This window comes from Pseudomonas putida W15Oct28 (assembly GCF_000708715.2).
Taxonomy (GTDB): domain Bacteria; phylum Pseudomonadota; class Gammaproteobacteria; order Pseudomonadales; family Pseudomonadaceae; genus Aquipseudomonas; species Aquipseudomonas putida_R.
Window position 1 is genome coordinate 15,790 of the sequence record NZ_JENB01000062.1, and the last position, 12,202, is coordinate 27,991.

The following is a 12,202-nucleotide window of genomic DNA, read 5'->3' on the forward strand; positions in this document are numbered from 1 at the left end:
GGAGGGCGCATGCACACAGCTCTGGTGGTCGACGACCACCCTTTCATACGGGCCACGGTCTGCCTGCTGCTGCGCCAACAGCGTGTACAGGTGGTCGGCCAGGCGGACAATGGCATAGACGCCGTGCGCCTGTTACGCGAGCTGGCACCGGACCTGGTGATTCTCGACATTGCGATGCCGGGCCTGGACGGATTGGAGGTAATCAGCCGGATCAAGGCATGCAGCCTTTCGAGCAAGGTCGTGGTGTTGACCTCGCAGCTGGCCGAAGCCTACTCGCTGCGTTGCCTGCAGGCCGGTGCCGCAGGCTATGTTGCCAAGACCGATGACCTGGACGAACTGGGCAAGGCAGTCGCTGCCGTGCTGTCGGGCTTCACTTACTACCCCGACATTGCCACCAGCTCGGTGCGCAGGCGGGACATTTACGCCAGTGAAGCCCAGTGCATTGCCAGCCTGACCGACCGTGAACTGATGGTGTTGCAGTACCTGGCCCGTGGCCATGGCAACAAAGCCATTGGTGAAGCCATGCTGTTGAGCAACAAGACCATCAGCACCTACAAAACGCGCCTGCTGGAAAAGCTCAGGCTCAATTCGGTCATTGACCTGGCGGATCTCGCTCGTCGCAACCAGCTTATTTGAATGGTGCGTGCAATCTGGCTGCTGTTTTTGTGTTGTGTGTTTTCCCTGTCGGGCGTGGCTGCGCCGGTGTTCCATGGGCGTGCGGCCTTCGAAGGGCCGCGTGCCGAACCGATCAGCAGCGACCTGCGCTGGCTATGGCACCGTCGCGTGCTGCGCCTGGGGGTGCTTGGCAACGACCAGCCGCCGCTGGATATCCTCGGCACCGGGCGTGTCTACGAAGGCATCACCGCCGATTATGCGGGGTTGGTGGCCGAGCACCTGCACCTGGACATGCAGGTGCAGGTGTTCGACTCGTTCCAGGCGGCGGTCGCAGCGCTGCGCGAAGGCACCGTCGACCTGCTGGGCTCGGTCACGGCGCAGCAGGCGCTGCACGCCGGCTTGCGCCTGTCGCCGCCCTACGCCGAGGACTACCCCTTGTTGCTGGCCCAGGAGGACAAAGCCGTTATCCAGGGCGCCGAACCGCTGCGCCTGGTGATGGTGGACGGCTACCGCTCACCGCAGCAGGTCAGCCAGAGCTACCCACAGGCCACCCTGCAGGTGCACCCCACCGCGTTCAGTGCCTTGGCCGCGCTGGCCCTCGGCCAGGCCGACCTGTACCTGGGCAATGCCTTGGTTGCGCGCTACGTGAAAGGCCGTAGCCCGCTCAGCGGGGTAGAGGAGATTGGCCACGCGGCCCTTGCGCGCCAAGGCATCGGCTTCGCCATGCTCGACAACGGTACGCCCCTGCCGCGCCTGGTGGACGCGGTGCTGGAGGGCATCAGCACCGCCCAGCGTGCGCGCATCCAGGCGCGCTGGAACTCGCTGGCGAGCGGTACGCGCTCGGCGCAGTCGGTGCACTTGAGCGAGGCTCAGCAGCGCTGGCTGGCTGACAACCCCAAGGTACGGGTATTGGTGGACGACCAGGTGCTGCCACTGAGCTACCGCGACAGCAAGGGCCAGCTGCGCGGCCTGACCCTGGATGTACTGCAACTGATCACCCGGCGCACGGGCCTTGAATTTGACGTGCAGGCCGGGGCAGGCGCCGAGCAGATGATCGAACAGGTCACCCAGGGCAAGGCGCAACTGATTGCCGGGCTGCCCTACAGCGACAGCCTGGCGCAGCGGTTGGGCTTCAGCCGTGCCTACCTCAGTGCTTCGCGGGTGCTGGTCAGCCGCATGGGCGATCAGGCGCCGGTCAGCCTTGAGCAACTGGCCGGCCGGCACGTGGCGTTGGTGTGGGGCAGTGCCATGGTCGAGCTGTTGCACCAGCGTTATCCGCAGGTACGCCAACGCTTGCTGCGCGGCCCGCTGGATGCACTGCACGCGGTCGCCGATGGCCGGGCAGACGCCGCCTTGCTGACCCTTGATGACGCCTGGCCACTGGTCGCCCGCTGGTATCCCGGGCAGTTGCAGGTCAGCGCCAGCCTGGCCCTGCCGCCGGCGCACTTCGCCTTGGCCAGTACCCGGGGCGGCAGCGAGCTGCTGGGCATCATCGACAGCGCGTTGCTCAGCCTGACGCCGCACGAGACCACCGCACTGGTACGCCGCTGGCGCAACCCGATGATCGTCCCCGATGGTGTCTGGCCGCGCCATCGCGGCAAGGTGCTGTTCGGTTTTGGCGTCGCGTTCTGCTTGCTGTTCATCGCTTTGTTGTGGATCCGTTACCTGCGTCGGCTGCAGGTGCAATTGCAGCGGGCCAAACGTGCGGCGGATGCGGCCAACCAGGCCAAGACCGAGTTCCTTGCCACCATCAGCCATGAAATCCGCACCCCGCTGCATGCGGTACTGGGTATGCTCGAACTGGCCCAGCGCAAGGCCGCCCAAGGTGTGCTGGACCGCCTGGCCATCGAGGTGGCCACCGAAGCGGCACGTGGGCTGAAAGAGCTGATTGGCGACATACTCGACATTACCCGCATCGAAACCGGCCACCTGCAGCTTTCGCCGCAGCGGGTGCGGGTGAGCGAGCTGGTTGGCCGGGTGGTGCAACTGTTCGAGCAGCTGGCCCGTGGCAAAGGTCTGGAATTACAGATGCAGCTGTGCGGGGCAGTGGGTGCCGAGGTCATGCTCGACCCGCTGCGCTTCAAGCAGGTGCTGGCCAACCTGCTGAGCAACGCGATCAAGTTCACCCGGCGCGGGCGCATCGTGGTCAGCCTGCAGGCAGCGCCGGCTGACGGGCTGCTCGATATCGTGCTGCTGGTAAAGGACAGCGGCGTGGGCATCGCCGCCAGCGAGCTGGCTGCATTAGGGCAGCCATTCCGACAGGCCAGCAACCACCGCCAGTCGCCACGTGCCAGCACCGGCCTGGGCTTGAGCATCAGCCGTAACCTGTGCCAGTTGATGGGGGGGCAGTTGCAGCTGCGCAGCACCTTGGGGGAGGGCACCGAAGTGCAGGTGCAGCTCAAGTTGCCGCTGTTGTCGGGTGCGGCGCCAGCGCCTGAGGTTTCACCCTTGCTGGCGGCAGAGCCTGGCGCACGGCTGCGAGTGCTGGTGGTGGACGACTACCCGGCAAACCGGCTGCTGCTGGCACAGCAGCTGGATTTTCTCGGGCATCAGGCGCGGGTTGCGGAAGACGGCGCACAAGCCTTGCGCCTGTGGCTGAAGGAGCATTTCGATGTGGTGATTACCGACTGCAACATGCCACGCATGGACGGTCACGGGCTGGCCCGTGCCATACGCGAACACGAGCGGCGCAGCGCTCGCCCGCGCAGCAGGGTGATCGGGCTGACCGCCAGCGCCCAGGAGGCCGAGCGCAGGCGCAGTTGCGAAGCGGGCATGGATGCCTGCCTGTTCAAGCCGCTGGACCTGGGCAGCCTCACGCAGGCACTGATAAGCGCGCGCCCTGCGCAGGCATCCAATGACCACGGCAGCCTGCTTGACTTGCAGCACTTGAGGCACTTGGTGGGCAACGATGAAGCGGCGCTAAAGGCGCTGCTGGGCGACCTGCGAGCCAGCAACCGTGAAGACCTGCAACGCCTGGAAAGCCTGGGCGATGCGCCTGAGGCCATCGCTAGGTTGGCGCACCGGGTAAAGGGCGCGGCACGCATTGCCCGCGCCGACGCCCTGGTTGCCCTGTGCGAGGAGGTTGAGCGTTGTTGCCACGCCGAGCCGTTGCAACGCCCGGCGCTCGGCCTGGCGGTCCGCGCCCTGGGCGACGGCATGCGTCGCCTGGAACGCCAACTGGAACGCCAGGCCGGGGTGGGTCATATCATGCCAAGCAGTAACAGCACCAACAAAATCACCAGCACCACGCCGATAATGCCGGACGGGCCATAGCCCCAGCTGCGCGAGTGCGGGAAGACCGGTAAGCCACCAATCAGCAGGAGGATCAGGATGATGATGAGGATCGTGGTCATGACGGAGTCCTTGCGTGGTTGAGGGTCAAGGGCCTCGTACTGCTGGCCTCTTGTATGTTCGGACTGTCGCCGCTTGTGAAAGATTCCATTGGGTGTTGCCAGTACCGGCCTCTTCGCAGCACAAGGCTGCTCCTACAGGGATCGTCTATGCCTGTAGGAGCAGCCTTGTGCTGCGAAGAGGCCGGTACTGACTACACAGTCATGCCCGCCCATTCACTACCCTGATGAACCCTGCCTGCCCACTTGGCCTTGATTAGACTCGCTGCACTACCACCAGGAACAAGGCCAGCCACCATGCAAAACCGCATCATGATAACCGGCGCCGGGTCCGGCCTCGGTCGCGAGATCGCCCTGCGCTGGGCGCGCGAGGGATGGCGCCTGGCGCTGGCCGATGTCAACGAAGCCGGCCTGCGCGAAACCCTGGACATGGCCCGCGAGGCCGGTGGCGAGGGCTTCATCCAGCGTTGCGACGTGCGCGACTACAGCCAGCTCACCGCCCTGGCCCAGGCCTGCGAAGAGAAGTTCGGCGGTATCGACGTGATCGTCAACAATGCCGGCGTCGCCTCGGGCGGGTTCTTCGCCGAGCTGTCGCTGGAGGACTGGGACTGGCAGCTGGCGGTCAACCTGATGGGCGTGGTCAAGGGCTGCAAGGCCTTCCTGCCGCTGCTGGAGCGCAGTAAGGGGCGCATCATCAACATTGCTTCGATGGCTGCGCTGATGCAGGGGCCGGGCATGAGCAACTACAACGTGGCCAAGGCCGGTGTACTGGCCCTGTCGGAAAGCCTGCTGGTGGAGCTGCGCCAGCTGGAGGTAGCAGTGCATGTGGTGTGCCCGTCGTTCTTCCAGACCAACCTGCTGGACTCGTTCCGCGGGCCCAACCCGGCGATGAAGGCCCAGGTGGGCAAACTGCTGGAAGGCTCGCCGATCAGTGCGGCGGATATTGCCGACTACATGCACAAGCAAGTGGCTGCTGGCGAGTTCCTGATCCTGCCCCACGAAGCCGGGCGCCAGGCGTGGGCATTGAAGCAACAGGCACCCGAGCGGCTGTATGACGAAATGGCCGAAATGGCGGTAAAAATGCGTGCCAAAGCCCAGTCGAGATGAATGGTCTGTAGGAGAAGTTACCTAGAAATGTAGGGCGCTTCTGATTTGCTGCGGAACTATTGAGTAGGTAAATATCTACGATGCACGCTCCGGTTTTCCCTTTCGCCAAAGGAGCGGAACATGCTGGTAATAGGACGCGAAGTGGGGGAGATCATCGTGATTGGCGATGACATCCGGATCATGGTGGTACAGACCCGTGACGGGGTGGTGCGCTTCGGGGTCGAAGCCCCGAGGGAAGTGACCGTGCATCGGGCCGAGGTCTACAAGCGCATCAAGGAAGCAGAGCAGCGCAAGGCGCGAAGCGCTTGATGTTGCCTGTGCCGGCCTCTTCGCGGCTAAAGCCGCTCCCACAGGTACAGCGCTGGCCACAGGGTTTGTACGATACCTGTGGGAGCGGCTTTAGCCGCGAAGAGGCCAGACCTGCTAATCGAGCAGTTCGCGGGGCACATCATGCTTGGCCAGCAACTGGCACTGCTGGCTTTCCGGGTCGAACAGGATGAACGCCTGGCCCTTGGCCAGCGCCTGGCGCACCCGCAGTACGCGCGTCTCCAGCGGGGTATCGTCGCCGTTGTCGGTGCCATCGCGGGTGACGAAGTCCTCGATCAGCAGGGTCAGGGTTTCGGCTTGCAGTTGGTCGTAGGGGATCAGCATGGTGGGTATGGTCTGAAGTAAGTGTGGGCAATGCTACGCGAAACATTCGGGATTATGGGGCCGCTTTGCGGCCCATCGCCGGCAAGCCGGCTCCCACAGGATCACCACAGGCCTGAACATTGTGCGGTCCCTGTGGGAGCTGGATTGCCGGCGATGGGCTGCTAAGCAGCCCCAAAGGCCATCAGCCTTTATTGCCCACCAGGCTGTCCACCGCCGGCACCCGCGTGTCGCTCTCCATCTGCGCATCGTGCTCCAGCTGGTGGCTGAACCTTTCAAGTGAAGCATTGGCCGGCTGCGAGTCGCTGGCGAACACCGGCGGGCTCAGCAGGTACGCCGACAGCAACCGGCTCAACGCCGCAAGGCTGTCGATGTGCGTGCGTTCGTAGCCATGGGTGGCGTCGCAACCAAACGCCACCAGGGCGGTACGGATGTCATGCCCCGCCGTCACCGCCGAATGGGCATCGCTGAAGTAATAGCGGAACAGGTCGCGCCGCACCGGCAGGTCGTTGTCGCCGGCCAGTTTCAGCAAATGCCGCGACAGGTGGTAGTCATAAGGCCCTGACGAGTCCTGCATGGCCACGCTCACTGCATGCTCGCTGGAGGCTTGCCCGGGCGCCACCGGGGCGATGTCGATGCCGACGAATTCGCTGACGTCCCAGGGCAGGGCACCGGCCGCACCCGAGCCGGTCTCTTCGGTGATGGTGAACAGCGGGTGGCAGTCGATCAGCGGTTGGCGGCCACTTTCCACCACGGCCTTCAGTGCCGCCAGCAATGCTGCCACGCCGGCCTTGTCATCCAGGTGACGTGCGCTGATATGGCCGCTTTCGGTGAACTCGGGCAGCGGGTCGAAGGCGACGAAGTCACCAATGCTCACGCCCAGCGCCTCGCAGTCGGCACGGGTGGCGCAGTAGGCGTCCAGGCGCAGCTCCACGTGGTCCCAGCTGACCGGCATCTGGTCGATGGCGGTGTTGAAGGCGTGCCCGCTGGCCATCAACGGCAGCACGCTGCCACGCACAACACCGGTGTCGGTGAATACGCTGACCCGGCTGCCCTCGGCAAAGCGGCTGGACCAGCAGCCCACCGGCGCCAGGGCTAGGCGGCCGTTGTCCTGCAGTTGGCGCACGCTGGCGCCGATGGTGTCCAGGTGGGCCGACACGGCGCGGTCGGGGGAAGTCTGCCGGCCCTTGAGGGTGGCGCGAATGGTGCCGCGGCGTGTCAGCTCGAAGGGAATGCCCAGTTCGTCCAGGCGTTCGGCAACGTAGCGCACGATGGTGTCGGTGAAACCCGTGGGGCTGGGGATGGCAAGCATCTCCAGCAGCACGCGTTTGAGGTAGTCGAGATCGGGTTCGGGGAGTCGTTCGGACATGAGTACTCCTTGGAAGTTGCGTTGACTTCTTCGCGGGCGCGCCCGCTCCCACAGGGACCACACAAGTCTCAGGACCTGTGGCGGACCTGTGGGAGCGGGCGTGCCCGCGAAGAGGCCATCAGCGATTACGCCAAAGGCCGGGTGTGCGGAAACAGCAGGTCGATAAAGCGCTCGGCCGTTGGCTGCGGTTCATGGTTGGCCAGGCCGGCACGTTCGTTGGCTTCGATGATCACGTACTCCGGTTGCCCGGCATCGCGCACCATGAAGTCCAGCCCGACCACCGGTATCTCCAGCGCCCGTGCAGCGCGCACGGCCGCGTCGGCCAGCACCGGGTGCAGGCGTTCGGTGACGTCTTCCAGGGTGCCACCGGTGTGCAGGTTGGCGGTGCGCCGTACGGTCAGGCGCTGGCCAGCAGGTAGCACGTCGTCATAGCCAAAGCCCGCCACACGCACTGTGCGCTCGGTTTCGTCGTCCAGCGGAATGCGGCTTTCGCCACCGGTGGCGGCCTGGCGTCGACGGCTCTGGGCTTCGATCAGCTGGCGGATGCTGTGCTTGCCGTCGCCCAGCACCTGGGCCGGGTGGCGCACGGCGGCGGCCACCACCTCATAGCCGATCACTACGATGCGCAGGTCGAACCCGGCATGGAAACTCTCCAGCAGCACACGGCTGTCGAACTGGCGGGCGTGCTCCACGGCGCGGGTGATGTCGTCAATGCAAGTCAGGTTCACCGCTACGCCCTGGCCTTGCTCGCCATCGACCGGCTTGACCACCACCGCGCCATGCTCGTCGAGAAACGCCAGGTTGTCGTCTGCATTGCCTGCCAGCTGCTGCGCCGGCACCTGCAGCCCGGCGTTGTGCAGGGCATGTTGGGTGAGGCGTTTGTCCTGGCACAGGGTCATGGTCACGGCACTGGTCAGGTCGCTGAGCGATTCACGGCAGCGAATGCGCCGCCCGCCCAGGCTCAGGGTGAACAGGCCGCCAACGGCGTCATCTACCTGCACGTCGATGCCCCGGCGCAGGGCCTCATCGACGATGATGCGTGCGTAGGGGTTAAGCTCGGCTTCAGGGCCCGGCCCCAGGAACAGCTGCTGGTTGATGCCGTTCTTGCGCTTGACCGCAAAGGTGGGCAGGTTGCGAAAACCCAGCTTCTGGTACAGGCGCTTGGCCTGGCGATTGTCGTGCAGCACCGACAGGTCCAGGTAGGCCAGGCCACGGCTCATGAAGTGTTCGATCAGGTGGCGCACCAGCACCTCACCCACGCCGGGGCGGGTGCAATGCGGGTCCACCGCCAGGCACCACAGGCTGCTGCCGTGTTCCGGGTCGTCGAAGGCCTTGGCGTGGTTCAGGCCCATGACGCTGCCGATCACCGCGCCGCTGTCTTCGTCTTCAGCCAGCCAGTACACCGGGCCGCCCAGGTGCCTGGGGGTGAGCAGGTCGGGGTCGACCGGCAGCATGCTGCGCGCCTGATACAGGGTGTTGATGGCCTGCCAGTCGGCCGGGTTTTGTGCCCGGCGCACGCGAAAGCCGCGGAACACCCGCTGCGCTGGCCGGTAGTCGGTAAACCACAGGCGCAAGGTGTCGGACGGGTCGAGGAACAACTGCTGCGGGGCCTGGGCCAGCACCTGCTGCGGTGCGGCCACGTACAGGGCGATGTCGCGTTCGCCGGGGCTTTCGTCCAGCAGCGCCTCGGCCAGGCTGGCCGGGTCGGGGTAGGTCTGGCCGATCAGCAGCCGGCCCCAGCCGCAGTGCACGGCACGCGGCTGGTCGTGGGGCTGGCTGCCGTCGCCGGCCAGGCGCGCCTGCAGGCGCTCGTAGGACGGCGCCTGGCCGCGCAGCAGGCGCTGACCGTATGCGATTTCATGGGCTTTCATCGGTCAGATTCCTTGTTCGCTCAACCACAGGTTCAGCGCCGCCAGCTGCCACAGCTTGGAGCCGCGCAGCGGGGTGAGCTGGCCGTGCGGGTTGCTTAGCAGGCGGTCGAGCATGGCCGGGTTGAACAGCCCACGGTCCTGGCTGGGGTCGGTCAGCAGGTCACGCACCCAGCCCAGGGTGGCGCCTTCCAGGTGCTTGAGGCCCGGTACCGGGAAGTAGCCCTTCTTGCGGTCGATTACCTCATGCGGGATCACCCGCCGTGCTGCCTGCTTGAGCACCTGCTTGCCACCGTCGGGCAGCTTGAAGCGCGCCGGAATACGCGCCGACAGCTCCACCAGCCGGTAGTCGAGGAACGGTGTGCGCGCCTCCAGGCCCCACGCCATGGTCATGTTGTCCACGCGTTTGACCGGGTCGTCCACCAGCATCACCGTGCTGTCCAGGCGCAGGGCCTTGTCCACAGGGTCACGGGCGCCGGGGCGGGCGAAGTGCTCGCGCACGAAATCGCCGGCGGCGTCGGTTTCCAGCAGCCAGGGCGCCTGCACGGTGTCGCGGTACTCGGCGTGGCTGCGGTCGAAGAACGCGTCGCGGTAAGCCGCAAAGGCATCTTCGGCGCCGTCCACCTGCGGGTACCAGTGATAACCGGCGAACAGCTCGTCGGCGCCCTGGCCGCTTTGCACGCCCTTGCAGTGCTTGGCCACTTCCCGCGACAGCAGGTAGAAGGCGATGCAGTCGTGGCTGACCATCGGCTCGCTCATGGCACGGAATGCCGCTGGCAGCTGGTCGATGATCTCGTGTTCGGCGATGCGCAACTGGTGGTGGCGGGTGCCGTAGTGCTTGGCGATCAGGTCGGAATACTGGAATTCGTCGCCTCGTTCGCCACCGGCATCCTCGAAACCGATGGAGAACGTCGACAGGTCGTCCACGCCCGCTTCGCGCAGCAGGCCGACCAGCAGGCTGGAGTCGACACCACCGGACAGCAGCACGCCGACGTCGACGGCGGCGCGTTGGCGGATGGCCACGGCGTCGCGGGTGGCGTCGAGCACGCGGGTGGTCCAGCCTTCCAGGTCCAGCTCACGCTCGTCCGGGTTGGCACCGTATTTCAGCTGCCACCAGGTCTGGCGTTCGACTTCGCCATGGCGGTCGACGCGCATCCAGGTGCCGGGTTCCAGCTTCTGCACGTTGGCCAGCAGGGTGCGCGGTGCGGGTACCACGGCGTGGAAGTTCAGGTAATGGTTAAGCGCCACCGGGTCGAGCATCGGGTCGATGTCGCCGCCCTTGAGCAGGGCCGGCAGGGTAGAAGCAAAACGCAGGCGCTCGCCGTTGCGCGACAGGTACAGGGGCTTGACGCCCAGGCGGTCGCGGGCCAGGAACAGGCGCTGATTGTCGCGCTCCCAGATGGCCAGGGCGAACATGCCGTTGAGCTTGGGCAGCAAGGCCGCGCCCCAGGCGTGGTAGCCCTTGAGCAGCACCTCGGTGTCGCCGTCGGACCAGAAGCTGTAGCCCAGGTCTTGCAGCTCTTGGCGCAGTTCGGGGAAGTTGTAGATGGCGCCGTTGAACGCCAGTGACAGGCCCAGCGTGTTGTCGACCATCGGCTGCGCCGAGCCGTCGGACAAGTCCATGATTTTCAGGCGCCGGTGGCCGAGGGCGATCGGCCCCTGGCTATGGAAGCCCCACGCATCCGGGCCGCGAGGCGCCAGGTGATGGGTGATGCGCTCTACCGCAGCCAGGTCGGCTGGGCGAGGGGCTTGGTCGATGGGGGTGAAACGCAACTCTCCTGCTAATCCGCACATAAGTCCTTACCGGTTTTTCCGTTGGGGAGGTGATGCCCAGGATTAGGGCACCTTAAGGAACTGACCGGTGTGCTTTTTGAGAGTTTTAGAACGATTTGTTATATGTGGCCACTGGGCAATGTCCGGGCAAGCCTGACTGATGCTCTCCCTGTGGGAGCGGGCGAGCCCGCGAAGGGCCGCACAGCGGCCCCGATTTCTTACTTCCCCCGAATCAGCTTCCGCAAGGCAAACCGGTTCGGATGACACGCCTCTGCCACTGCCCGGGGCAACGGCAGCGGTTCCCCACATATCCAGGCCGCCACCAGCTCGCCACTCAGCGGCGCCGTGATCAACCCGCGCGACCCATGCCCGCTGTTCACATACAACCCCTCCAGCCAAGGGCAGGCTACATCCGGCACCTGCCGCGCATCCCGGCCCAACACCGCATAGGCCTCGGCAAACGCCTGTACATCAGCTACCGGCCCTACGATTGGCAGGTAATCCGGGCTGGTGCAACGGAACGCCGCACGCCCCTGCAACTGCTCAGGGGCCAACTCGGCCGTGCCCAATCGCTGGGCCAGATCGACGGAGATCTCGTCCAGCAACGCCAGGTTGCCCTGGTGCTCGGCAACCGTCGGCGCCAAGTCTTCGCTGTGGAAATCAAAGCTTGCGCCCAGGGTATGTTCATCCCCGCGCGGCGGCGCCACATAGCCCTCTGCGCACACCACGGTGCGCAGCGCCCGGCTGCTGGCGGTGGCCGGTAAGCGGGTAATCTGCCCCCGGATGCGCTTGAGCGGCAACTGTGCGCAAGGCTCGAAGCGCCGCACCTCGGCGGCACCGGCCAGAACAACCACGGGCGCGCTGGCCAGCAGGCGCTCGCCAGCCCAGGCTTGCCACTGGCCATCGACCTTGCGCAGCTCGATGACCTCCTGGTGTGTCAGCAGGCGAATACCCGGGTGCTGCAACTGCTGCTGGCACAGCGCTGGCGGGTGCACCCAGCCACCTTCGGGGTAGAACAACCCGCCGGCCGGCAAGGCCACCCCGGCGATGGCTTCGGCCTCGGCGCGCGCCAGTGCATGCAGCAAATCGTGGTCGAAGGCGGCAGCCAGCTTGCCTTGGCGCTCGGCTTCCTTGTTGTCGAAGGCCAGTTGCAGCACGCCGCAGGCATCCCAGTCGCGGCCACGCTGCAGGCGTTCAAGCTGGCGCCGTGTGTAGCCGAAACCGGACAGGATCATCTGTGAAAGTGCGGTGCCATGGGCGGACAGCTTGAGGTACAGCACCCCCTGCGGGTTGCCCGAAGCTTCCTGGGCCGGGGCTTCGTGGCGCTCCAGCACGGTGACCTGCAAGCCACGCCGGGCCAGGCTGGCAGCGCTTGTGCTGCCGGCCAGCCCGGCACCGATCACCAGCGCCTCGCGTGGCCCCTGTGTAGTGGCGGGGCGTGCGTACCAAGGGGCGCCGGGGCCGGGCTGGCC

10 protein-coding genes are annotated in these 12,202 nt (G+C 65.8%); 4 read left to right on the forward strand and 6 right to left on the reverse strand.

Annotated elements, in window-relative coordinates; all coding sequences use genetic code 11:
* Window positions 1–9: 9 nt before the first annotated feature.
* The gene (locus AK81_RS25775; RefSeq protein WP_043203835.1) at window positions 10–636 is read left to right on the forward strand and encodes a response regulator transcription factor; all 627 of its coding nucleotides are present in this window, start codon (window positions 10–12) and stop codon (window positions 634–636) included.
* Window positions 637–3,888, forward strand: a complete 3,252-nt coding sequence (locus tag AK81_RS25780; protein ID WP_043203836.1) for a response regulator — start codon at window positions 637–639, stop codon at window positions 3,886–3,888.
* Here the strand turns inward: AK81_RS25780 and AK81_RS28765 are convergent.
* On the reverse strand, window positions 3,816–3,968 hold the full coding sequence (locus tag AK81_RS28765) for a DUF3309 family protein (protein WP_003252624.1): 153 nt from the start codon (window positions 3,966–3,968) through the stop codon (window positions 3,816–3,818). The genes AK81_RS25780 and AK81_RS28765 overlap by 73 nt on opposite strands.
* Before the next feature lie 294 nt (window positions 3,969–4,262).
* Here AK81_RS28765 and AK81_RS25785 point away from each other — a divergent pair, with 294 nt between their 5' ends.
* Both AK81_RS25785 and csrA read left to right on the forward strand, forming a co-directional pair.
* On the forward strand, window positions 4,263–5,072 hold the full coding sequence (locus AK81_RS25785) for an SDR family oxidoreductase (protein ID WP_043203838.1): 810 nt from the start codon (window positions 4,263–4,265) through the stop codon (window positions 5,070–5,072).
* A 120-nt stretch (window positions 5,073–5,192) separates the two neighbouring features.
* Window positions 5,193–5,381 carry a carbon storage regulator CsrA gene (csrA, locus tag AK81_RS25790; protein WP_043203840.1) on the forward strand — a complete coding sequence of 63 codons (189 nt, stop codon included), beginning with the start codon at window positions 5,193–5,195 and terminating at the stop codon, window positions 5,379–5,381.
* Between the two features lie 114 nt (window positions 5,382–5,495).
* Here the strand turns inward: csrA and AK81_RS25795 are convergent, their stop codons facing one another.
* From AK81_RS25795 to mnmC, 5 genes are all read right to left on the reverse strand, one after another.
* A complete protein-coding gene (locus AK81_RS25795) occupies window positions 5,496–5,723 on the reverse strand; it encodes a YheU family protein (protein WP_016501031.1) in 228 nt (75 codons plus the stop codon).
* A 181-nt stretch (window positions 5,724–5,904) separates the two neighbouring features.
* Window positions 5,905–7,089 carry an osmoprotectant NAGGN system M42 family peptidase gene (locus AK81_RS25800; protein WP_043203843.1) on the reverse strand — a complete coding sequence of 395 codons (1,185 nt, stop codon included), beginning with the start codon at window positions 7,087–7,089 and terminating at the stop codon, window positions 5,905–5,907.
* A gap of 125 nt (window positions 7,090–7,214) precedes the next feature.
* On the reverse strand, window positions 7,215–8,960 hold the full coding sequence (gene ngg, locus AK81_RS25805; protein ID WP_043203845.1) for an N-acetylglutaminylglutamine synthetase: 1,746 nt from the start codon (window positions 8,958–8,960) through the stop codon (window positions 7,215–7,217).
* Between the two features lie 3 nt (window positions 8,961–8,963).
* Window positions 8,964–10,751, reverse strand: a complete 1,788-nt coding sequence (locus tag AK81_RS25810; RefSeq protein ID WP_043203847.1) for an N-acetylglutaminylglutamine amidotransferase — start codon at window positions 10,749–10,751, stop codon at window positions 8,964–8,966.
* Window positions 10,752–10,948: 197 nt separating this feature from the next.
* On the reverse strand, window positions 10,949–12,202 hold a 1,254-nt coding region (gene mnmC / locus AK81_RS25815; RefSeq protein WP_043203848.1), incomplete at its 5' end, for a bifunctional tRNA (5-methylaminomethyl-2-thiouridine)(34)-methyltransferase MnmD/FAD-dependent 5-carboxymethylaminomethyl-2-thiouridine(34) oxidoreductase MnmC.